The sequence below is a fragment of the Bacteriovorax sp. DB6_IX genome (genome assembly GCF_000447775.1).
In the GTDB taxonomy this organism is placed as follows: domain Bacteria; phylum Bdellovibrionota; class Bacteriovoracia; order Bacteriovoracales; family Bacteriovoracaceae; genus Halobacteriovorax_A.
Genome location: NZ_AUNJ01000252.1, coordinates 1 through 23566, shown reverse-complemented (window position 1 = coordinate 23566; position 23566 = coordinate 1). Strand labels below are relative to the sequence as shown.

The following is a 23566-nucleotide window of genomic DNA, read 5'->3' as shown; positions in this document are numbered from 1 at the left end:
TCGCTATTTAGAGTCGGCTGTACTAAAGCGTACATAAGCTTATCGACAAATGAGTTATTTCCCGTATTGTAGGTAATAGCATTGGAAAGGGCGCGTCTAAGTTTCTTATTATTTCCTACATTGTCTAGATTATCATTTTTAATCTCACTTTTTACTAGTCTCAATATTTCATTACCATAAGGTGTCTTAATAAGTTGATTAATTGATTCTGGAGATGTGATATCTTTGAGAACTCCTTCTAGAATTCCTTCTGAATCTTTATAATCTTTAAGACCTGTTATGAGCTCAACCCTTAAAGTGGCGGCCAACTCAGCTTTGATAACTTCATCCATGAGAGGAGAGTCAATGAATCTATTGACGAGCTGATCACCTGTGGCCTGAGGATTTTTCTTCTTATAATTTGATATATCCACTTTTGTTTGCGCAATAGACTTTCTACAGTCACCTTCATTGAAGGTACATGTGGCCGCCATCTTTGTCCCAATGAGATTCATCATTCTAAAGGCATCACTAACTGAGTCCTTTGACTGGGAAGCGCTCTGTGATGACCCCGTATTTGATGAGCTCGCTTCTCCTGTTAAAGAGGTTAGTATCAGCCCAAGTTCTTTAAAGTCCTCTTTTATGCCATCTCGAGGTGCATGATCATGCGAAAACTTTGTGGCAACTTCTCCCTTGACTTGATCTTCAATCTTATCCGTACAGGCAGGGTAAGTTTCTAAGACTTTTGCAACACTATGGTTCCCATTCTTTTTTAAGTTCGCTCTTTTTTGTGAGAGACATCTTAAGAGCGAGACATGATTGGCAATAAGTGGGTCTCTGATCTCTCTTTTGTAATCTCCAGTAATCCTGAAATAGCGCTCAACTTCTAAAAGCTTGGCCTCGAGAAGCTCTTGTGAGTAATTTGTTGTTGTATTCTTAGCATAAGAAAGCCATGCCTCTCTCGGTATTGAATATGAGAGGGTATAGATTTCATTACTTAAACACTCTTCTAGAGCTTGTGAGTACTTCTCTTTTTGTAGATCTTGTGAAAGCTTGCTAATACACTGCTCAATACGCCTTTTCGAATTTTTCTTGAGCTTTTGACTTGCTTGAGGAAAGTCTCCTAAGATACTTTCAATATTTTCATTAATAAGGGTTTCACCAATTAATATATGTCCTTTAGCGCTGACTGTATTCATACAGCGGTTGACACCCTTATCGATTTTATCATTTTCATACTTCTTTGTTTCTTCTATACAAGTATCAATGTGCTCCAGAAGCTCTGCTTGTATCCTCTTCTTGTCCTCTTTTGAGGCCTCTGAGAGATATTGCGCAGTCATACTTGGGATGACTTCTTTAGCGGCCCTTTGGGTTAATTCTGGAGTGATGAGGGCCACAATTCGATTGAGCTCTTCTTTATTCTTTGCTTGGGAAATCCTTAGGGCGAGGCCCTGATCCCCGTTATAGTATTTTTCTATTAAGTCTTTTGTACTTTCTCTATCTTCAAGTACTGGAAGTAATTCCTTTTCCATTACGAGAAGGGCAATTTTATCAGTGGCCCTTTTCTCTGTTTCAAAGATACATTTTTCTTGTATTCCATCTAGATTTGATGTGAACTCATCAATTGTTCTTAATTGAGAAAAGCTATCTTTAAAGCACTTTTGAGTGAAGGCGGTGAGTCCCTTAACTTCATCCATGGCCAGGATTTCTTCTTTGTACTTTGCAATTCCAGGGTTCTCATCTAGAGACTCACTAATCTTTTGAGGCGTGAGATTCTTGACGATGATATCAACTGAAGCACTTAAACAAGCAGTCACTTTTGACTCATAATCTATGGTTCTTTCTTCTTTTATAGCATCCAGAAGTTGAGGGCCAATTTCTTTCTCACAACGGTTCATAATGGCCGAAATCTCTTTCATATTAGTATCAATTTCTGCTTGAGTGGAGAATAATTCCGTCACATTCTTCTCTAGGGCCTTGGTGGCCACATTAACTGTCGTTACCGCTGTGATGAGGTCAGAGCAGGCCTGCGGGTCTTTATTCTCTCTATTTGATTGATAGTCTAAGCATTGTCGGTACTCATTTGTTAGCAGTCGTTGCGTAAGTTTCGAGATCTCCTGGGGCGATCCGGAATACTCGACTACTTGAGGATTTGTCTCGATTGATCTTTTGATAACATGCTCTCCAGCTCTTATTGAGAGCTTCTCGACACATGAGAACAGAGAAGATTTGTAGTCATCAATTTCTAGCAGAGAAAGTGTTTTATATTGACTCTTGGTAAGCCTCTCTGGGGAATTAATAATATTTCCAAGATGACAATTTCTTGCCTCTTTCTCGATATCTTTAATTATCTCTTTACGTTCTTCTTGGTTAAAGAGACCGGCAAGTGTTATATTGAGTTCTTTTTCTTTGGTCTTTTCATAGGCCGCAAGTATTGACTCATAGACACAGGCCTTGGCCTTATCTGAAGAGGAAATATCTTTTTGCGATCTATCATCGTAGTAGTACTGGTTAATACAACGCTCATATATTTGATGGGATCTCTTTTTTACTAGTTCAAACTCATCTTCATTAAATCGAGTTGCAAAGTTTTCATTTAACTGATTATCAAGTTCTATTTTTGCAATTTTGACTGCTGCTGTTAATGAAAACTTATCAGCACATTCAAGTACGGTTTCTTTATCTACAGCGCTTGAAAGACATTTTTTGAAAGGAGGAATAAGGCTCTTATCAAGAGAGTCATAGATTTCTTCATGTCCTCTTCCAATATCTAAATCCTTCGCAATCTTAGTGACGACTTTTTGTGCATAGGCACCAGTGAGTTTTTTTATTCTTTCAACATTAGATGCTTTCTTATTATCTCTTTCGACCTTTAAGTATATAGATTTAAACTCTTCCTCTGTTAAATTCTCTTTGAGAATTTCAACATCTTTAAATTGGTTCAAAAGAAAGTTGTAGTCCCAATCGATAGGGGTGAAGTTGACCGCGGCCGTGAAACCATCCACTGTGGCAATGGCGCCTCCTTCAATGAGTCCCATAAGGGAGTCGCGCCAATTCGTATCAACTTCATCGTCACTTCTTAATTTTAATTCATTCGCCGTTTGATAACAGCGGTGTCTTATTTCGTCGAACTCTTCTTTTAAGTTATTAAGTTGTAGTTCGTTGACTCTTTGTGTGATCTTATCTTGAGTTTTTACGAGATCTTCATTGAGGTGAGTGATGATTTTAATAATGTCACCACTTAGCTCTTCAACTTCTTTTTGTAACTCATTTAGGCAGTTAACACTTTCTTTACAGCTGGTCATAAAGCTTCTTTGATCTTGGGCCGGCGGCATTTGAAACTCTGTATTAATCTTCTGCTTTAATTCTTCATTATCCCAAATATAGCTAAAAGAGGAAAGGTCATTGAAAAAACCTAGAATGGCCCTTTCTCCATTTTCATCGAGACAACTAATAGCGGCTCCGACTTCGCTTGGGCCCACTTTGAGTCGTTTAATACTACTTAGATTCTTAACCTTCTGTTTTCTAAGCGGAGTGATAAGAACACATTCTTTGAGTTTTTCTGCCTGATCCTTGTGTTTGATCAGAGTCGGTGGAAGAATTGGTAGGGGAGTACGAAGTTTTGCAAGCTTCATCGGCCCTAATCCCTTCGTCCCTGTCGTTATAGGAATTATGCTTTCAATGGCTCCTGAGAGACAGCTTAGCTTTAGGACTCTACCCACTTGAGCGCGATTTAATTTTTGTCGGCAATTTTCATTAAATAGGACTTGGTCTTGAGAGATGACTGTTCCTGAGCACAACTTACCTTGCGCTTTGATATCATTTCCAGGTCTTCCGCTAAATATGGCACAGTTATAAGTGTCAGTATTAAGGTTTCTGACATCTTCCAGGGATGACTTTTCTAGTTGCCAATAACTTATCTTGGCATGGACCTTTGAAGTGGCAAGGAGCACACAGATCGTGAATAGAAATTTTAAGTACTTAAATAACACCAAACGCTCGTTCTCATTCTACTAACATGATCTTATCGTCATTCTTGCAGTAATACTTGAGCGTTTTGGTATGTTGTATACATTTGTTATTATTTAAATTTCTCTAATTTCCTTAAGCGATTTTATTTGGATCAGATTTATTTTCATCAGAATACTGATCCAGATCTTCAAAGTCTTCATCGCTAAACTCTGTGACATCATGTTTTTGTGGTGGTTGATTCTCAAGCTCTTCCATACTCGTGGCGTTGTCTATGTTTTGAGTTCTTCCCGTGTCTTTTCCAGAGACAAGTCCATCAAGTCCTTCTACGATAGTATAGAGTTTTTCTGATCCCGATTCTAGTACAGTCGATATTGTGAAGACCTCATTGGCAATTTGCTGTGTGTCCGAGCAGACTTGATCGAGCCTTTGCATGGCCTTAGAAACTTCTTTGATACCCGCTGCTTGCTCATTAGAAGCCAGTTTGACTTCTGATACTGTCTTATTCACCTCATTAACATTATTGAGAATCTCTTGTAGTTTCTCTCCACATTCTTGAGCAACTTTTTGACCTGCTTCAACTTTCTCCTTACTTCCCTTAGTTGCTGTTTCAACCTTGGATTTGGTCATCTCTATAATGCCCTGAACCTTAGAGACAGAGTTTGAGAGCATCTCTGAAATTTCCGTTGCCGCACTCCCACTTGCGGTAGCAAGGTTTCCAACTTCTTCTGCCACCACGGAAAAGCCCTTTCCGTGCTCTCCTGCTCTGGCCGCTTCGACAGAAGCGTTGAAAGAGAGAAGCTTTGTTTGAAAAACAATATCATTAATGACTGTTGTTTTACTGGCAATTTCTTGAATCACAGAAATGATTTCTTCCATCTGCGTGTTAATCTGTTGCATCTCAAAGCTAATATTCTCATTGGTTGAATTTATTTGATTCATGGCCTCTAACATTGTTGTCACTGTGGCAAGTCCATCGTTGGCCACATTTTGAGAGCTTTGAGACATATTTGAAGTGAGTTCAATATTGTCTAAGTTCTTATTAACCATCTGAGTGAGCTCATCCATTGTGGTGACTGTCTCTTGAATAGAGCTTGAAAGCTCGCCAGAGTAGTCATTGAGATTTGCTGAGTAGCTCTTAATTTTTTCTGAGTTTTCCGAAACATCAGATGAGACACTTGTTAGATTGTTATTAGCATTGGCTATCGGTGAGGAAATCACTCTGGCCACCATGAGACCTATGGCAAGGACAATGACAAAGAGAATTATGGCCCCAATTGAAATAAATATCACCATACTCTTAACAGGGGAGGTGATCTCTTCAAGCTCTTTTTCTGCAATAAAGGCCCATCTCTTTCCAAAGACATCCAAGGGACCGTAAACAGTGAGGACATTCTTATCCGTTGGCCCTATAAGCTCAACGATACCACTATTTCCTTTTAAGGAATTTTCCACAGCTTGAGTTTTAATAAGAATATTACTTTTAAAGAATTATTCATATTAAACTTATCCCTTTGAAGGGCAAAGTCAGATCTTAATTTATAGTCTGGACCAATGAGGTAGGTTTGACCTGTTTCACCCATACCTGTTCTTTGACCTGTGATTTTGGCCAGTGTTTCATTACTTAACTGGGCAATGACAACACCGAGTTCATCTCCCTTGTAAATACCTTCGTCTTCGTGATCAAATTCTGCATAGGCCTTCTTGCATAGAAAGCTGTAGACGCTTGATGCTGTCTTATAATTTTGAAAATCCGAGAAGAAGACCTTGTCATCTTTTTGGGCCTTGGCCTTATTAAAGCAGCTCTCTAAATTTGTTCCCTTTAAGACTCCCTTTGTTAAGCTTCTTCCAAGGAAGTTGTACTTGGGATCACTGACTGAACTCATAATGATTTGACCATTAACTGAAGCCAGCATGATATTTGAGAAACCAAAATCCTTAGCTAGCTCTCTGGTTCTCTTTCCGTAGAGCTTCTCATTTGCGAGATAAGTGGGTGTGATAATCTTTTCGTCTTTATCTGTAGAAAATCCTCCTCCATAGAAGGCACCTTCATAGGCAATGAAGAGCCCTTCAATGAGTCTATCCTTACTTAGTCTAAGGGTGAAGAGCTCACTAGTATTTAAATATCGCTCTATTTGCGACTTCATCATGATGGATGAAGACTCCAACTGATTTGTCGCCATTGTTAGCAGAGCAGTTTTAGACTTTGATGTCGAAATAAAGGCAACACTTAATATACACACTATACAAAGTGCAGCAATGACAACAATAAGCCGTGTCTTTAGTGCTAGTTTATTCATTTTAATTTTCTTTGGTAAAGGTTCGTATTACTTCCAAACTCCTGATCCTGCGATCCACTTCTTATCACCTGGACACATCTTTACAAAAGAAACCTTTGGTGTTGGAGCTTCCTCTCCTGGTTTTGTCCAGTAGTAGTCAACCCATCCACCTTCTGCTTTGGCCTTTGCCATTTTATCAAACTCAACGAAGAGGTGTTTTCCTTTCTTGTCTTTATTCTTTTTGAGGTCTCTTCCATTTAGTCTTCCCTTAATAGGGTGGATAACCATTTTTACATCACTATCTTGAACCCAGACATAGTTGGTTCCACAGTAGCGAAACTTCTTAATTTCATCTTTGGCACCATCTCCCTTTGCTCCAATTAGTGAGCAAATTTTTTCCACACTGGCCTTGGCCTCTTCTTTGGAACAAGAAAATGCGTTTGAACTTGTAAGTAATGTAAGTGCTAGTACAATTGATAAATTCTTCATTCATCCCTCCCATGCAATTAGAGTTGTTTTGAGAATTAATTTTCTTAAATTTCTTATGTGGCCATATTTTAGCGCTGAATAGTGAAATCAATATTAAAAGTAAGTAAAAAATAGGGAATGTGTTTATTTTTGATAAGTTACTTGTTCATAAAGGAGACTAGGGAATATACGCCTTAAGAATATCTTAACCTCTATTGCGCCTAACTTTAGGCGAACAAAAGATATGAACAGTATTTCTAGAACAGGTTCGGGTTTGTGTTTGAATCAAGATACTTGATAATTCCTCTGGCAACATTCTTAGCATAGACTCGCTGAAACCACTGATCCTTGAGTAGGAGGGCCTCTGAGTGATTTGTCATAAAACCTGCTTCGAGAAGAACTGATGGTCTTTTTGAGAGGGCGAGGACATAGAAGAGACCTGGTTTTAGACCTCTATCTTTAAGCTTATAGCGTTTTTGTAATTTGGTTGAAATGGCATCGTGAATACTTTGACCAAGTCTCTTTGATTGAGGCGCAACTCTCTCAACAACGAGGTCTGCTAGAATAGAATTAATTTCTTTCTGCTCTCCACTGCTGTCTTTATTTTCTACCATTTCTACTTTTTGTACGGCAACATCATCGTGATTGTCGAGATAGAATGTTTCAAAACCACTCGCACTCTTATTGGTTGTGGCATTGAGGTGAATTGAGACAAATATATCGGCCTTAATGTGGTCGGCCATTTTACTTCTCTTATCTAGTGAGACGGCCTTATCAGTTATTCTTGTCAAGTAGGCCGTGTGGCGTTTGGATTGATTGATATATTTTCTGATTTCTTTTGCAATTTTTAGAGTGAGATCTTTTTCGCAGATAATATTTAATTTTTTCTTATGCCAAATCTTTGCCTTGGCCCCACAGTCATCACCTCCATGGCCTGGATCGAGTAGCACTTTCTTTGCCATTGTAGTTGAGCAAAGAAGGCAAGTAATTGTGATAGATAGAAGAGTTTTTAGCATTAATTCATTATAGTAAAAAAAATGAAGAAATCAAATCTCCCATCTTTGAATCATTAAGTCATTAAGTCCTTAAGTCATTAAGAATTAAGTATAAATTAATACTTTTGTTAACCGATAAGCTCATGAGGGAGACATTTATGAGAGTCTTGATTGTAGAGGATGAACCGATAATCAGACAATTTTGCACACTTGTTTTAGAAAACTATTTTGAAAAGTGTGAAATCGTCGAGGCACCACATTCAGAAGTAGCCATTGATAAAATGAAAGCAATGAAGTTTGACTTCATTATTAGTGATTTTGACATGCCTGGGGGTAATGGCGATATTCTCGTTCAGTATTTAAAATCAATTGAGTGGCAGGGGAGCTACTTGCTACATACTTCAAATCATATTGACGATCTTCCCTATGTTAAAGAATTTGTTTTCTCCAGTGTAAACCGTAATTATGCTCAAAAGCCAACTCGCCTTAAAGAGCTCGTCGAAATAATTCGCGAAACTTTGAAGCGTGAAGAAGTTAAGTCTGACTACAAGAAAGTTCGTATTAGCTATTTTCTTAGAAATAATAAATCCCTCTGCGATATCTTTATTAAACTTAATGATGAAAAGTTTATTAAGATTATCAATGAGGGAGAGTTCTATAAGAAATCTGATATTGATAAATATATTAAGAAGAATCAAAAGTATCTCTATATTCTAGAATCAGATATGGCCAAATTCTCAAACCACCTCTATGACACACCATTTTTAGAGTTTGTCTCTGAGTTTGGAGCACAGGAATCTATTGAGGATAATCTTGTTAGAACCCATGCTGTACTAAAAGATTTGGTCGAGTCTGTTGGTGTTGATAAATACGCTATTAAGTTGGCCGATAGTTATGTTGGTAACGTTTCAGAAATTACTAAGGATGATAAGAATATTTCTTCAATGCTCTTTAAACTGAGACAAAGAAGAGATTATATTTATGATCATAGCTATATGTGTGCTTGTCTCTCTGTTTTTATTGTTAAGCAATTGCCATGGTCAACTAATGAGATTATTCAAAAACTCTGCTTCAGCGCTCTCTTTCATGATATTACATTAAAAAGTGCCGAGCTTGCCATGATTCACGATTTAGAGGAGTCCTCTGTTCGAAAGTTAACTAAGGAGGAGAAGATCTCTTTGGCCAATCATCCAAAAGATGCATGTAAGTTATTAAGTGGCGTAAAAGAATTTAGTCAAGATATCGAAAATATCATTACAAATCATCATGAAAATGGAGAGGGGACCGGTTTTCCTCGAAAGATTGATGGGACGCAGATGCGTCCTCTAACTTGTGTGTTCATCGTCGCTCATGAATTTGTCCGCCAGCTCTACTTAAGAGATTTTGATGAACATTCACATAAGGATATTCTAACGGTTCTCTTTAATCGTTATAATTCTGGAAGCTTTAAAGACATACTTGATGCTCTTTACAAGACACTCTCTCTAAATGAGTTCTTTGAAGAGGGCATGTAGCTACTTCTTAATCATATAGAGCTTATGAATCTTTTGATCCCTAAAGTCCTGTGGAATACTCCATGCTGTTAAGTCTTTAACTTTTAGATAATCTGATATTTCTTGTTCCAGCTTAAAATCTCTTAGGTTGTTGGAAAAGTATAGTACCCCATCATCTTTTAAAAGCTTCAAGCAACCTTTGATAAGTTGAATCTGATCTCTTTGAATATCAAGGGTATTCTCCATACTCTTTGACTGTGAAAAAGTTGGAGGATCTAGAATGACGATATCAAAGTTCTTGGCCCCACTAGATTTTTCTAAGTATTGGAAGACATCAGATTTTATAAATCGATGTTGATCAATGGATAAAGAGTTGGCGTGAAAGTTCTCTTTTGCCCAGTTTAGGTAGGTATTAGAGAGATCGACACTTGTTACGTTAGCACCAGCTACGGCACTTGCCACTGAAAGACTACCTGTATAGCAAAAGAGGTTGAGAACTTCTTTTGGTTGATCATTTTCAAGAGAGCTCGCTTCTTCAATTAGCTTTTGTCTCAATGGACGATGGTCAAGAAAGAGTCCTGTATCGATATACTTTTCTAGCTTAATAATGAACTTTAGAGTTCCTTCCTCAACTGTGAAATCAACACTTCTCTTATTCTCTTTAGAATACTTAAATTCTTCAGATTGAACCTTCGTCTCATGATAGTGATAGTTTGAAGTCGGTATATCAAGAACCTCTTTTAGGGCCTCTTCTAGTAGGGGAAAGTGGTTCTTCTTAGCATCGATTTTGTCATTACCTCTGAAGTAAATAAGGCAGTGATTGTGGTAGATATCGATGATATAGGGAAAGTCTGGAATATCTCTTTCATAGAGCCTGTAGGCCTGAAAGTTATTCTTTCGGGCCCATTTTGACTTATGTTTATAGAGTTTTTTTATTCTTCCTAGAATTGGATTATTCATTAGCTGGTAAAATTTGGATGATATGATTGGCCGATGTTGTAAGCCATTCATACTCTCTTAGAATTAGAGATGAGTTTAAGTGTTTTTCTTCACCTTCTTGAGTGAAGTCGTAGTCATAAAGTGGCATTTCTTCATTAGGAAAGATTGAGTCTCTAACATAGAAAGCGCCTTTATTGGCACATCCTATTTGATCAAATCTCTTTTGGACTTTATTTCCTCTTTCTTGAAACCTCTTCGCCTTAGCAAGTAGTGATCTCTTTTTCTTAGCACTTGTTGCTTGCTCGGCCTCTTTAGTCAGCTCTTGTGCTCTCTCGTCCATATATGGCTTAAATGAAGAGACAAAGGGACATTCGTGCTTTGTGTTGTCATTGAAACCAAAGACAATATTTGCATGCCAAAACCCTTGATGGTTGTAAATGACTAGCACTGGTGCTTGGTTTTTAACGAGGGCCTTCTCACTTGATCTACGATATTTAGTCGGGGCCTCAGCAACATTCCACTGGTTCTTATCTTTATCAACTAAGAGAACATCTCTCTTAAATTGTGGGATTTTAATGGCCTTAGCTGGGTCTAGTTGATCTTTGAAACTGATCCAATTGAATCTCGTTCCATACTTAGCTTCTTCGTCATCAGCGTTTGTTGCGACTCTAATGTCGTTAACTTTCTTATAGTAACCCTTTGTGTAGCGGTAGTCTTCATTGAGATAAATATGACCGGCCTTGTTGATGCGGTAGATATTATCAGTTCGCCAGTTCTCAATATTTTCTTGTCCTGTTCTCAGAGTTTTAAGGGCCATGAAGAATCTTTCCGATAGGTCTAGTCTCTGCTCTCCTTGAAGATCATTGAGGCGATTCATCCACCATTCAACGATTCCTGTGTGAGACATATAAAGGCATGATCCTGCATTTTCTTGATAAGGAGTCGGCATAATATAAGGAATAAGATCATTGAAACCTCCCGCAAGTGGATTTTCTTGATCAAGTCCTTTTTGAGCAAGAGAGTTAATATTTTGAACTCTTGCAATTTCGTGTAGTTGGATTTTATTTGTTCTTAATTGAGATTCTTCGGCAAAGACAGTGAAAGTCGTTAAAATGGCCGTGAAAAGAATGGCAATATTCTTCATTTAGTCCCCTGATTGTTTGTAATTTCGATAGTTTGTGCCACGTGTGTGTCGTGGAGAAATATTTTCTCTTAATCGTAGGAATAAGTCAAAAAAATGACTAAAGTTCTCGGTTATTCCTGCCGAAAAAAAGACGTGCAGATTATCTACCAAAAGAAGGAGAGACCATGAGTTTAAAGCAACTCGGGCGAGTATTTTTAGTCCTGGCATTTTTATCTAGCGCGAATGCCAGTGTTGTTAAATTGGCCGATGTTTTAGTGAGGAGTGCCGATTTAAAAGCAAAGATTGTTTCAGTTGGAGTGAGTGGAGCAAGTGTTAACAGACTCAAGAGTTTTGTTGATACCAGCGTAAGATCTCTAACACAAAATGACTCACGTAGTCTTTATGAAGTCGTCGCCTCGTTACCTGTTAGTGGGGAAGATATTAAGAAGAAGCAAAGGCTTCTTAGGCTTCTAAAGAAGAACTCTCAAAATGTAAAAAATAATGAATTTGTAAAGGCCGTCAATGATATCATTTTCCTGGCCGATAGATATGGACACAATTCAATAAGCACTCTGTCGTGTTCTGTTTGTGTATCTGATCAATTGAGTGCACTTGGGTTTAAAACTTCGATTAGAAGTGTAGGGAATAAGAAGATCCAAAAAGTCTTGAGAAGAATTCCTTCATCGCCAAAGAAGCTCTATGCATATAATTCTAAGAGACTCAGAAAACTTGGAATCTCTACAAATAATCTACGCTATGTAAGTGAAGAAGACTCAAAGACGTTGGCCCTTTTTCTTGAACTAGCTTCGAGTGGTTCTGCTAATTATAAGAAGCTTACGGATTCAATTATTAAATTCAATACTAAGAATGGGAAGGTTCAACTTGCTGGTCCTGATGCTCCTAGCTCACTTTGGAAAATTCTTGGTTATAAGATTACTGATGATAAGGCCCAAAAGTGGTCGTCTGTCATTTCAGACTCCCTTGTTCACAAGAGTGAGAATAAGCGAATTAACGCCTTCTACGAAAATCTTCTTAAAATGAATGAAGGAGATGCTGTGAAGACCGAAAAGGTGCGCAGAATGCGTGCGAATAACTGTTTTTTTAAATAATTAGAATATAAGAAATAGAACAAGGATATATTATGAAAAAGAATAATTGGACAAAAATCGGGGCCTATCTCTCATTGACTGGTCTTCTGTATAACTGTTCTAGTATTCCTGGTGTGAATAGGTTTATGGCCAATGATGATGGTTATAGACCACAGACGGCCTATGAAGCATGGGGTGTTCTCAATCACTCAGCAACAAGTTACGCAGCAAATGCGCTCTTTGTTGAAGAGGGAAAGACTGTCGGTAATCAATCAACAGGAATCACTTTTGGTGCAGAAAAAGAAGCATCATCAAGTCTTTTAACGCGTATTATGGGACCACCTTCAAGTATTCTTGAAAACCAGGTTAAGAGTCTGCCAGAAGAAAGTAGAAAGACCTTTCTCAAGGACTTTCTAAGTAATTACGTTAAAGATGCCAATGGTTATCGTACATATAAAGACGATTTTGGAAATAAGGTTGATCTTGCAAGCGATGTTGTCTCTCCTGATGGGACAGCGAGAGTTATTGATCTTAGTGAAATTAAGGCCATTAATTTTGAGAGTGCTTCTCTTGAAGAGCTCGAGGCCGGTTTTAAGAAGTTCTTAGATCAAACAGGTGATAGACCAATGACCTTCATTAAGCCTCAGGTGAGAATGAAGATGTTTAATGGAAAACTTCCTGGTCTAACAGATAACCTACTTGCAACTCAAACAAATTGGCGTGGTAAGCGTGCTCCAGACTATACGACTTGGACACCTAACTACGGACATGCTGAAAAGTATATTGTCAATGCCCATGCTCACGGTGGTGGACAAGGTGGAGGTTGGGAGATCAACTTCGTACCTCTAGATACGTATGGTGAATTTGAAGAGATGGTTTCTTGGTTTAGAAATGAGCTCAAGCAAGTTATCAAAGACCCGGCGACTCTAGAGAGTAAAGTTAAGCTCTTCCAGGCCCCAGGTCACCAGAGAATGGTATTTAATAGACACCCGAATCTTCCTGAGAAGAAGTTAGCGGAAATGTATCGTATGATACAGACTTATATCGTTATTAAAGGTATTCAGGGAAATACTGGTATTGAATTTGCCAATTATAAGAAGATTCAAGATGATGCAGCTCTTGCTTCTCTTGATAGAAGATATGAGCGTGGTGTTATTAGGGTTGAGGGTGATCGTTGGACACCTGATAAGCCTAAGTCAACTCTAGGTATCGAGTTCAGAGCTGGTACTAAAGACTTAAATACTGCACGTTTCTATCAAACGGCACTGGCCGCAAGAGTCGCTTCAAATGACTTTTCTGGTATGGCCGATATCGGAGACTATAATTTATATAACTCGAGTTTGACGACACCTCAAAAGCTTTCTGAGCGTTTTGGGTTGCCTCTGGAAACGACAAAGAAGGCCAAGCAGGTACTTGAATCAGCAGGTATCAAAGACGCTTACCAAATCCAGTTATGGGATTGGGCCGGTAAGAAAGTTCCATTCATTGGTGGAACTAAGAAGAAAGTTATCAGAAACCTGACTAAGGATTACTTAATTCAAATCGCTTCTTTAAGTGAAGCAGAGCTTTCAGGTGATGCACTCAAGCAGAAAGTAAGAAATCTTGGAAGAGAGTGGGTTCTGGCCTCAAGAGTTCCTCAGGATATTGAGCATTATATGAGACCAAAAAGAGGGTTTACATATAATAACGATGTTCTCAAGTATAAGCCTGTTCCAGGTAGAAACTATGTTTCAAATCCTGTCGATGTTAACAAGATCGATCTTGGTATTGAATACTCGGGGAAATTCCCACTTGCTGTGAGAGGGGACTTTTCAAAAGAAAGACTAGGAGATGGAAAGCGCGCTTGGATCCAAACAAAAGTTGATTTAACAATGGAAGAGCGTGAGGCCATTATTAAGTCCGTTGCTGAGGATTTAAGAAGTGAGCTTAACGGGGTTGAAGGACCAACGAAGATTGATGCCGATGGACACGGTCACGGTCTTGATATCGCTTATACAATTCGTGATAAGAAGAATAGGAAGTGGATTGTCGAGTGGGATGGTATCGGAAGATCTTATACTCCAGAAGGTGAGATTATCGCTGATTCTCCACGTGGTGGATCAATTGAGCTGGTTACTCCAAAGTTTACGCCTGAGCTTAATGAGATGAATGCTGTTTACAAGGCATTTGAAAAGAATAATATTCTTCCACAACTGACGACTGGTGGTGGACACGTTAATATTGACTTGGCCGCATTTGAAGGTAATCCAAAGGCCTTAGCAAGATTCTTAACGATCTTTCATGAGCATAGAAGTATGGCCTCGTTGATGTTCCAACATATCAACAGAAGACATACATCTGAGCAATTGGATCTCAGTGATAATCTTGTAAATAAGCTTAAGAACTTCAACGGTACTGAAGATGACTTAAAGAAGCTTCTTTATAATGAGAGATATTTTAATACTAAGTTTGGTAGAAAGACTCGTTATGTACAGCTTGATTTATCGGCCTATTACCAAGATGTGATTCCTGAGGAATTCATCACAGATGACTTTGATATTTCAAATCCAACTGTAGACTGGAGAAGAACATTTAGAGTTGATCCAAAGATTAGAAAGGCCGAATTTAGAATGTTCAATGCTCCAAGAGATGCAATGGAGTCGGCCCTTCAAGTTAAGTTTGTAAGAGCAATGTTAAATAAGGCCTTGAATGAAACAGATCCTCTTTCGGGTAAGGTTTCAAATTATAATCACTTGGATTATGTGAAGAACCCTTCTCAAGCTGCAACTGATCTCGAGAAGATGTGTGCTGATCTTGGTCTTGATGTTAATGAATATAGACCGGCCGTATACGAAGGACTGGCAGAGTCTGAAAAAGCTGCTCGTTCACCATTCTTCATTGATATGAAGGAGAGACTTAAGAATAATCCTCCACAAGCAGGTTGGGGAGAGGCCGTGGCCGCTAGATCTGCTGAGAATGCACTGAATTCTGAAGGTCGTGAATGGGTGAGAGGTCCTGCTGATGAACTTAACACTATGACAAATGAACATAGAATTGAGGCCGCGAGACAAGCACAACAAATGAGACAAAATATTGTGCCTGCAAGAGAGCTTCCTGGAGAGTTTGTCAGAAGTGAGAGTTGTGCAGAATTAATTGATGCGATCTTATAGAACTTTAATAAAGAGGAAATAAAAAAGAAGGGAGACGATGTCTCCCTTTTTTTATGCTGTTGTTGCTTGCATGATATCTTGAATATAACTCTTGAGGTGCTTATGGCCAAGTGGTTTATAGAGAATATCTTGCGCCCCTTTTTCTTCGACCTCTTCTTTTGAGATATCGACATGGGCCGTGATAAAAACAAATCTCTTAATCTTTAATTGCTTTTGTAAAATATTACTTAGCAATTCAAAACCATCCATCTTAGGCATTCTGATATCAGAGAAAACAAAATCATAGTTTTCATTCTCCAATTTCTTCAGGGCCTCTTCACCATTAGAAGCAAGCTCAAAATTGATATCCATATCCTCTAAAAGGATTTGGTATAATTCTAGTAGCTCTGTTTCGTCTTCAACAAATAAGAACTTCATTACATCTCTCTCTAAAGTTTTTAGTACTTTACTAAGCTTGATTATACACGAGTTGAATCTATTAAATACAAAAAGATGTAAAAATATATTGTTTGGTGACTTAACTACCTGAAATCACTATTTTTAAAGAACTCTACATCGGGAAATTTTTCCGTCACCAATTTGAGGTCCCATTCACTTCTTACGATGAAACAAGGCCTATTTTTATTGTCGTAGGCAATATTTATTGAGTTTTTCTCAATGAATTTGTCCTTTTCACGTTCATCCTTAAATTTAAGCCATCTTACACCACTAAATGGAAATCCTTCATATTCCCCGCGGACATTATACTCATCTTCAAGTCTTCTCTTAACAACTTCAAATTGGAGTACACCAACAGCACCAAGAATCTTGTCTGTGGAAGAGTGTCTTCTAAAGAGCTGAACTGTTCCTTCTTCAGAAAGTTGTTGAAGTCCCTTGTCTAGTTGCTTGGCCTTCATAGGGTCTTTAAGAATGACCTTTTGAAAGATTTCAGGGGCAAAGTTTGGGATTCCTGTAAAGGTAATCTTCTCTCCTTCAGAGAATGTGTCACCAATTTGATACTTTCCAGAATCGTGAAGTCCGATAATATCACCAGGAAGTGCGTATTCAGTGATTTCTCGATCTTGCGCTTGAAAGATGAGCGGAGTTGCGACTTTGACTTCTTTCTCTGTTCTTGTGTGAAAGATTTTCTGTCCTCTTTTGAAAACTCCCGAACACACTCGCATAAAAGCGACACGGTCACGATGTTTCTTATCCATATTGGCCTGGATCTTAAAGATAAAGCCCGTAAATTTCTTTTCCTCGGGAGAGATATCTCTTGTTTCACTCTCTTCATCATAGGGAAAGAGTTTAACCTCTCTTGATTGTGGTCCTGGTGCATACCCAGAAACCATGTCGAGAATTTCTTTAACCCCAAAGTTATTAAGGGCCGATCCGAAGAATACTGGAGTTTGAATTCCCGCAAGGAATTCCTCCTCATCAAATTGTGGCATACATTCTGAAACCATCTCAAGATCTTCTTGCAGTTTTTCTAAGAGGGCCTCTCCGACATATTCTTTTACTTCAGCACTTTCTAGGTCGCTGGCATCAATAATTCGTGGATTTAATGGGTCTTTAATATCTTTAAAGCTGACAATTTGTTTTGTTCTAAAGTCATAGACTCCTCTGAACTCAACCCCTGAGCCAATCGGCCAAGTCATTGGAGCACACTGGATAGAGCAAATGGTTTCAACATTGTCGATAAGCTCAAAGGGATCCATTGCGTCTCGATCAAACTTATTCATGAACGTGACGATAGGAGTGTCTCTCATACGACAAACTTCCATCAGCTTCTTTGTCTGTTCCTCAACACCTTTTGCTGAGTCAATCATCATGAGAACACTTTCTACGGCCGTTAATGTTCGATATGTATCTTCTGAGAAGTCCTTGTGCCCTGGAGTATCAAGAAGGTGCATGGCCCTTTCGTTATATGGAAATGACATCACAGATGAAGTAATCGAGATACCTCTTTCTTTCTCCATTTCCATCCAGTCAGACTTTGCGTAATTTCCCTGCTTAGACTTTACCATTCCTACTTCACGAACAACCTGTCCAAACCAAAGAAGTTTCTCTGTCATTGTCGTCTTCCCGGCATCCGGGTGACTGATAATTGCGAAGGTTGCTCTCTTAGCTGTATCCATGGGTAAATATCCTCTGTAATTTTTTCACTGCAAGTTAACTTGCCTTGTCACTCTAAAAGGTGAGGGATATAACCCCCACATATTCGTAGTTAAGAATAGGGAATGCCGTACAAAAAAGTTGTTGTGTTTGTTCTTTGTTCCCCGATTTCGTGAAGTTTCGTGTTGTGATTCCCTCGAAAGTTGTTGTACGTTCCCTATTCTTTTCTACGTCTCTCTATTTTCTTCTTATTTCTTCAAATTCTTATGTGTTTCAACAATTAAGTTAACAACTTCACCGACTGATTTATTTCTCAGCATTTTTGGCGTGATCTCCTCCGTTGGAAGAGTCGGAAGGGCCGTTAGCTTTTCAGAAAATTGAAGATTCTTATTGGCCCATACTTCATCGACTTTCTTAACTGGAGTAAAGTGTGGCGTTGTCGTTAGAACTTCTGGAACTTCATGAATCATTTTTCCAATTGTTTCTACAATATCAGCAAAGCGATCGAGTTCTGATTTTGAGAATGATTCAGTTGGTTCAATCATAAGTCCATAAACTTCTGGGAAGGCCACTGTTGGAGCATGAAGACCAAAATCTAAGAAGAGCTTTCCAATTTTGGCAATGGCCTGGTTCTTAGGAGTTCCAGCACTTGCAATAATGTCAAATGTCTCATCATTAATTGTGATAATGAATTCGTGCATTCTGGCTGTATCTTCGGCACCAAGAGGCAGAGTTGGATATGACTTGTGAAGTCTTTCAAAGAGATATCTCGCTGCTAGGACAGCAACTTCAGACATCTTCTTAACTCCCTCTTCTCCAAGGGCCTTAATATATGTATAAGCTCTTACTTTGTGAGCAAAGTTTCCATTGTGACGATGGAAATTTCCAATTGTTTTTGGAGTCTTAAAAGTTCTAAATCCCTGTGCTGTTTTTTCAATCTGAACACCAGGAAGAAAATCTACTAACTTAGAACTTACGGCCACAATGGCATCACCTGGACCACCTCCACCATGTGGGATTGTCCAAGTCTTGTGAAGGTTATTGTGAACAGCATCGACACCAAGCTTATCAAGGTGGATATGTCCGGCAATAGCATTCATATTGGCCCCATCCATATACACAAGACCATCAACAGAATGGATAATATCGGCAACTTCTTTGAAGTTTGCTTCAAATACACCTGATGTATTTGGATTTGTAATCATAATACCTGCAACACGCTCTCCGTGCTCAGCAATCACTTCTTTAAGTTGTTCAATATCAATCTGACCTTTATTATTGGCCTCTAGAGTTAGGATACCGACTTGAACACCATCGACTTTCTTTGTTTCAAATCCGGCCATCGTTGCTGTTGCTGGGTTTGTCCCGTGGGCCGATCTTGGAATGAGAATGAGGTCCTTCTTATTTCCCTTATCATTGTGGTAGGCCTGAAAGAGCTTGATTCCGACTAGTTCGCCCTGTGCGCCAGCAACAGGTTGAGTCGTCACACCTGGAAGACCAGTAATCTTTTTAAAATCTTCTTGAATCTCATAAATAACTTCCAGACATCCTTGAACATATTTTTCAGGCATATCAGGGTGGGCCATTGTGAACTCTTTAAGAGACGCTGCCCAGTCATTGATATATGGATTATATTTCATCGTACATGATCCTAGAGGATAGATGTCATCGTCAGGAGATACGTTGAGATTACCAAGTTCTGTATAGAAGGCCTTGAGTTTATCCATTTCTATTCTTGGGATACCTGAAGAGGTATGATTTAAAAATGATTCTGGAATTTCTGGAATATCAAATCCTTCTTGTGCTGAATCGAGTTCAGCAAAGTTTTCTCTAAACAGAGCAATGAGTTGATCCACATCCTCGCGTGTTTGAATATCACCAAAGGAAATTTTTAGAAGATTCTTTGCAATACCAAAACGATTTGAAATATCTTTACCTGCAACAATATTCTTGTCGTTAATAATAAGTTTATTGAGGTCGCCCTCAATTTCTAAAACAACTTCATTATAAAATGCTGCTGCAAATGGCAGTGAAACACCCTTGAGATTAGAGATAGCATTGAGGAAGTGGAGAGTATTTTCACGTGATGTTTTAATAGCCTCTTCTAGACCTTGATCTCCATTAGCAAGTAATGCCGCACCGGCAATTGTCGATACAAAAGACTGGTTAGAGCAAATATTACTTGTGGCCTTCTCTCTTCTAATATGTTGTTCACGAGTTGAGAGAACCATTGCTAGACATTCTTTTCCATCACTATCAATGGCCTTACCGACATAGCGTCCCGCAGTTGATCTAATGGCCGTTTTATTCTTGTCATTAAATCTAATTCCAAAGATACCAAGTCCTGGTCCACCGAAGTTTGCCTCTAGACACAGGTGCTGTCCTTCTCCAACGATCATTGTGACACCTTCGCCATTAGAACCAAATTCTGATGGCTTCTTTAAACCACCTTTGGCCAGAAGAATTGGGTCGATGATAGCAATTGAATGGATTCCTGCCTCATGGGCAATATCAGTCAGTTCATCACAATCTTCAATCAGACCAAGTGCATTGACCTGTGAAAATGCAATTGCACAGACATCATCATTTTCTTTAATAATTCTTCTAAGTTCATCCGTATCAATAAGACCAGATTCTTTGTGGATTGGAGCATAGATAACTGGTGTATTAGTTTCTTTTCTCTGTGTTTCAATAACACTCTTATCACCTGGAAAAATATTGTCACAGATAATAACTGTATTTCTCTTTCTATCAAGTCTTTGAGCTGTTTTTATGGCCTCATAAAGACAAGTTGATCTTTCATAGAGAGAAGCGTTGATGGCCTCAAATCCTGTCAGTTGAGAAATTGCACTTGAATAGATCCAAAGTGTGTGGAGAGTTCCTTGACTTCTTTCTGGTTGGTAAGGTGTATAGGCCGTTGTTAGACCTCTAATCCCACAAACGTAAGGAACTATTTCATTGAGTTTATATTGTGGTAGTCCATCACCTAGAAAGTTAAGTGGAATAGTATTTTTCTTAGCTGTTTGTTCAACCTTGTTGGCAAGGTCCTCATAGCTAAGAGGAGCTTCAAGACCCATTGGAGAATCAAACTTGACGCTATCATCGATATGAGAAAAGAGCTCTTTCATTTCTTTGAGTCCAAGTGACTCAAGCATTTGAGCTTCTTCATTGCTGTCGGCCGCAATATAGAAAGGATTAAGTTCACGGTTTAATTTTGTAGGATCAAACCCGAGTTTCTTTTTAAGATCATCACTGATATTATGTGTGTTCATAGGTATCTCACTCCCTGATGGTAATATGATAAATTTAGTCAGAATTTATCATGAATAACAGGGCATATCTACTGGAAAAGACGATGACACAGAGTGAATATTCAATAAATATAAAAGTCGATCAAATGTATAGGAATGGGTCTTATTTAGGTCAACTAAAAGAGGCCGCATTGACTCATGGAGTTGTCTTAAATTTTGTTGAAGACGATCAAGTTCTATTATTTGAAGATCAAGTCTTTATGCTCGGTGAGAAGGGACGATTTAGTCTTGACTGGATTCAAGATCTCAAACTTCACTATAAAAAAAAGTACGCCCTAAAATCACAACCTTTGGCAAAGTCTCTAGGGATAACAGACCATAATGCTGAGCATCGTGTGATTGATTGTACTTTAGGCACGGGTAAGGATGCGATCCTGCTTCTTTCCTTTGGTGCCAAACTTGAGTGCTTTGAGCGAAAGCCTGAAGTCTTTATTTTGGCCTTGGATGCTTGGTTAAGGGCATCGAAAGATCCAGACTATGGTGAAACTTTCAAAAAGAGAATGAAGCTCAATTTGGGGCAGGCTTGGGAATCAGATTTTGGAGACAGTTTTGAGTTGGCCTATTTTGATCCAATGTATCCCGAAAAGAAGAAAAAGGCGCTACCGAGAAAGGAGATGCAAGTTTTTAAAGAAATCGTTGGAGAAGATCAAGATATTGAAAGTGTCTTTGAGCAACTTCTAATGAAATTTAAAAGAGTCGTTGTTAAGCGTCCTGTGAAATCTGATCTCGTAAAAAAAGGTGCTGTCAGCTTTTGTGGAAAGACGACTCGCTATGATCGTTATGGCAACTAAGAAGCGTGACGATAGGGTTGATCTTCCTCTTCTTTGTGAAATTTAATCTTGGCCCTTTTCATACTTTCTACCTGCTTTATGAGCTTTAACAAATAAATTCTATGCCACAGTCCTTGCTTAGAAAATTGTGCTCCCCACCCTTCAAAATTTTCAAATTTACCCTTTCTTACGATACGAATAGGGATTGAGAGCTCCACATCTTGAAAGGAGATATTGGCCAAGAATTTTTCACCTTTTTGAAACTCATGCACGCGATTTGAGTTATTGATAAAGAAAATTCCGGTTGTGGAGATATTAACGACAGTAGTGTCGAGAACACTTGGAATATGATGGCTTTTAAGACTCATTGGAAGAGGAAGATGGTAGCGTTTAGAGCGCTCCCACCATCTTAGCGAAGGATCGAAGAAGCTTGATCGATTCTTGATATCAGTAAATTTATAAATTCCAAATAAGCAGAAGGCTTGAGTCATATATATAGGTAGTATTGCTTCCATGTGAATGATCTCTGGAGCATAATTTTTTAATAGGTGTGGCCCTATGAACATAAAGATTTGGGCCCCCATGAATATGAAGTAAGACCATGCTCTAACATTAATAAGACAGAAGGCCGATATTAGGGGAGCTCCCCAGAAGCTAAGAATATGTTTCTTAGAAATACTTAAGTTTACTAGATTCTTTGTCTGTTCAAAATCTAGCTCAAGCCTCAAAGCAGCAATGGCCAAGGTCGCCAGGGGGATCAGCATATAAGTTAAGATAAATAATTTAAAAATCAAAGGTCTCTTCTTCATCACTAATATTGTAGCTTTGAATGAAAATCAGTGGGGTAAAAAAAAGAGATTTTTTTGAGTCTTTGCAATCTTTTGAAATCACTATGTGGCCACTTTTTTTATGGGTAAAGTATGCCCTTGTGCTGTGCGCGTTAAACCGAGGAAATTACTTAAAAATATGTGAAAACACATCTTTTTCATGATAGAGTTTAGCTCAATAAAAATGTCACATAAATTATGGGGTTTAAAGTGAATATTGTTATCTCGCCGGCCAAGAAATTAGATTTTGAACACGGAATTAATATTAAGTGCACAAAGCCTCTTATGAGCAATAAAACTTCAGTACTTCTTAGTGAGTTACAAAAATGTAAGATGGTAGATATTCAAAAAATGATGAAGCTTTCAGATAAGCTTGCCCAACTTAATTTTGAAAGATACCAAGAGTTTGAAATGACTGCAGATAAAAGTCCTGCGATCTATGCATTTGTAGGAGATACATATAAGGGTTTAGATGCTAAATCATATAGCAGTGATGATCTTGCTTATGCTCAAGAACATCTTCATATCCTTTCGGGACTCTATGGGCTTCTAAGACCCTATGATGAGATGAAGCCATATCGCTTAGAGATGGGAACAAAATTTGGTGCTATGGGGGCCAAGAATCTCTATGAATTCTGGGGTAGCGATATCGTGAAGCAGATTAATAAGTTTAGCCAGAAAACAGAGTCTGAATATCTTGTAAACCTTGCAAGTGAAGAATATTTTAAATCAGTAAAAAGAGATGAACTCGAAGTTCAGGTTATCGATGTGAAATTCTTAGAGAATAAGAATGGTCAGTATAAGATGATTGGTCTAATGGCCAAGAGGGCCAGAGGGATGATGGCCTCTTATATTGTAAAGAATCAAATTAAATCACTAAGTGACTTAAAGAAATTTGATGTTGATGGTTATAAATTTAGTAAAGAAGATAGTGAAAAGAATCTTTTAGTTTTTAAAAGATAAGAAATTAAGAAATATAGATAAAAGGAATTGAAATGACTCAAAAGTATCATGTCTACGGAATTGGGAATGCTCTTGTTGATATGGAGTTTGAAGTTAGCACAGATTTTCTAAATGAAAAT

Annotated in this window: 16 protein-coding genes; 5 read left to right on the top strand and 11 right to left on the bottom strand. The window is 38.4% G+C overall.

The features are described from left to right. From M901_RS07480 to M901_RS16390, 5 genes are all read right to left on the bottom strand, one after another. The coding region (locus M901_RS07480; RefSeq protein WP_021277577.1) for a hypothetical protein at positions 1-3971 on the bottom strand (3971 nt) is incomplete at its 3' end. Between the two features lie 112 nt (positions 3972-4083). Then, positions 4084-5403 (bottom strand): methyl-accepting chemotaxis protein, encoded by a 1320-nt coding sequence (locus tag M901_RS07475; RefSeq protein ID WP_021277580.1) that lies wholly within the window; start codon positions 5401-5403, stop codon positions 4084-4086. Further along, positions 5388-6248, bottom strand: coding sequence for a cache domain-containing protein (locus M901_RS07470; RefSeq protein ID WP_034721189.1), 861 nt, complete (start codon positions 6246-6248; stop codon positions 5388-5390). Before M901_RS07470 ends, M901_RS07475 begins: the two co-directional genes overlap by 16 nt. Before the next feature lie 27 nt (positions 6249-6275). Next, on the bottom strand, positions 6276-6716 hold the full coding sequence (locus tag M901_RS07465; RefSeq protein WP_021277582.1) for a cache domain-containing protein: 441 nt from the start codon (positions 6714-6716) through the stop codon (positions 6276-6278). 236 nt (positions 6717-6952) lie between these two features. Then, entirely contained in the window at positions 6953-7711 is a 759-nt protein-coding gene (locus M901_RS16390; RefSeq protein WP_021277579.1) for an N-acetylmuramoyl-L-alanine amidase, read from the bottom strand. A gap of 137 nt (positions 7712-7848) precedes the next feature. Here M901_RS16390 and M901_RS07455 point away from each other — a divergent pair, with 137 nt between their 5' ends. Further along, on the top strand, positions 7849-9204 hold the full coding sequence (locus M901_RS07455; RefSeq protein WP_021277574.1) for a response regulator: 1356 nt from the start codon (positions 7849-7851) through the stop codon (positions 9202-9204). On the opposite strand, the gene M901_RS07450 is transcribed toward M901_RS07455, so the two are convergent. Together M901_RS07450 and M901_RS07445 are read right to left on the bottom strand one after the other, a co-directional pair. Continuing rightward, positions 9205-10143, bottom strand: a complete 939-nt coding sequence (locus tag M901_RS07450) for a class I SAM-dependent methyltransferase (RefSeq protein ID WP_021277570.1) — start codon at positions 10141-10143, stop codon at positions 9205-9207. Beyond that, entirely contained in the window at positions 10136-11266 is a 1131-nt protein-coding gene (locus M901_RS07445; RefSeq protein ID WP_021277572.1) for a hypothetical protein, read from the bottom strand. Before M901_RS07445 ends, M901_RS07450 begins: the two co-directional genes overlap by 8 nt. Positions 11267-11430: 164 nt before the next feature. Between M901_RS07445 and M901_RS07440 the strand changes: the two genes are divergently transcribed. Both M901_RS07440 and M901_RS07435 read left to right on the top strand, forming a co-directional pair. Beyond that, the gene (locus M901_RS07440; RefSeq protein ID WP_021277578.1) at positions 11431-12354 is read left to right on the top strand and encodes a hypothetical protein; all 924 of its coding nucleotides are present in this window, start codon (positions 11431-11433) and stop codon (positions 12352-12354) included. 32 nt (positions 12355-12386) lie between these two features. Beyond that, on the top strand, positions 12387-15482 hold the full coding sequence (locus M901_RS07435) for an amidoligase family protein (protein ID WP_021277584.1): 3096 nt from the start codon (positions 12387-12389) through the stop codon (positions 15480-15482). A gap of 51 nt (positions 15483-15533) precedes the next feature. Here M901_RS07435 and M901_RS07430 read toward each other — a convergent pair whose 3' ends face one another. From M901_RS07430 to gcvPB, 3 genes are all read right to left on the bottom strand, one after another. After that, positions 15534-15899 (bottom strand): response regulator, encoded by a 366-nt coding sequence (locus tag M901_RS07430; protein ID WP_021277575.1) that lies wholly within the window; start codon positions 15897-15899, stop codon positions 15534-15536. A 104-nt stretch (positions 15900-16003) separates the two neighbouring features. Beyond that, positions 16004-17599 (bottom strand): peptide chain release factor 3, encoded by a 1596-nt coding sequence (locus M901_RS07425; protein WP_021277571.1) that lies wholly within the window; start codon positions 17597-17599, stop codon positions 16004-16006. 225 nt (positions 17600-17824) lie between these two features. Further along, positions 17825-20848, bottom strand: coding sequence for an aminomethyl-transferring glycine dehydrogenase subunit GcvPB (gcvPB, locus tag M901_RS07420; RefSeq protein WP_021277581.1), 3024 nt, complete (start codon positions 20846-20848; stop codon positions 17825-17827). Positions 20849-20898: 50 nt separating this feature from the next. Here gcvPB and M901_RS07415 point away from each other — a divergent pair, with 50 nt between their 5' ends. Next, positions 20899-21678: a class I SAM-dependent methyltransferase gene (locus M901_RS07415; RefSeq protein WP_021277583.1), complete on the top strand. Its 780-nt coding sequence runs from the start codon at positions 20899-20901 to the stop codon at positions 21676-21678. Here M901_RS07415 and M901_RS07410 read toward each other — a convergent pair. Next, entirely contained in the window at positions 21675-22451 is a 777-nt protein-coding gene (locus M901_RS07410) for a PilZ domain-containing protein (RefSeq protein ID WP_021277576.1), read from the bottom strand. The genes M901_RS07415 and M901_RS07410 overlap by 4 nt on opposite strands. A 243-nt stretch (positions 22452-22694) precedes the next feature. On the opposite strand from M901_RS07410, the gene yaaA reads away from it, so the two are divergent. Next, positions 22695-23447 (top strand): peroxide stress protein YaaA, encoded by a 753-nt coding sequence (gene yaaA, locus M901_RS07405; RefSeq protein WP_021277585.1) that lies wholly within the window; start codon positions 22695-22697, stop codon positions 23445-23447. Positions 23448-23566 lie beyond the last annotated feature (119 nt).

What these genes read in the sequence shown, in the direction of transcription:
- M901_RS07470 (WP_034721189.1), bottom strand. Translation starts at nt 6,248, where the DNA reads ATGAATAAACTAGCACTAAAGACACGGCTTATTGTTGTCATTGCTGCA.
- M901_RS07465 (WP_021277582.1), bottom strand. Translation starts at nt 6,716, where the DNA reads ATGAAGAATTTATCAATTGTACTAGCACTTACATTACTTACAAGTTCA.
- M901_RS16390 (WP_021277579.1), bottom strand. Translation starts at nt 7,711, where the DNA reads ATGCTAAAAACTCTTCTATCTATCACAATTACTTGCCTTCTTTGCTCA.
- M901_RS07455 (WP_021277574.1), top strand. Translation starts at nt 7,849, where the DNA reads ATGAGAGTCTTGATTGTAGAGGATGAACCGATAATCAGACAATTTTGC.
- M901_RS07450 (WP_021277570.1), bottom strand. Translation starts at nt 10,143, where the DNA reads ATGAATAATCCAATTCTAGGAAGAATAAAAAAACTCTATAAACATAAG.
- M901_RS07445 (WP_021277572.1), bottom strand. Translation starts at nt 11,266, where the DNA reads ATGAAGAATATTGCCATTCTTTTCACGGCCATTTTAACGACTTTCACT.
- M901_RS07440 (WP_021277578.1), top strand. Translation starts at nt 11,431, where the DNA reads ATGAGTTTAAAGCAACTCGGGCGAGTATTTTTAGTCCTGGCATTTTTA.
- M901_RS07435 (WP_021277584.1), top strand. Translation starts at nt 12,387, where the DNA reads ATGAAAAAGAATAATTGGACAAAAATCGGGGCCTATCTCTCATTGACT.
- M901_RS07430 (WP_021277575.1), bottom strand. Translation starts at nt 15,899, where the DNA reads ATGAAGTTCTTATTTGTTGAAGACGAAACAGAGCTACTAGAATTATAC.
- M901_RS07425 (WP_021277571.1), bottom strand. Translation starts at nt 17,599, where the DNA reads ATGGATACAGCTAAGAGAGCAACCTTCGCAATTATCAGTCACCCGGAT.
- gcvPB (WP_021277581.1), bottom strand. Translation starts at nt 20,848, where the DNA reads ATGAACACACATAATATCAGTGATGATCTTAAAAAGAAACTCGGGTTT.
- M901_RS07415 (WP_021277583.1), top strand. Translation starts at nt 20,899, where the DNA reads ATGAATAACAGGGCATATCTACTGGAAAAGACGATGACACAGAGTGAA.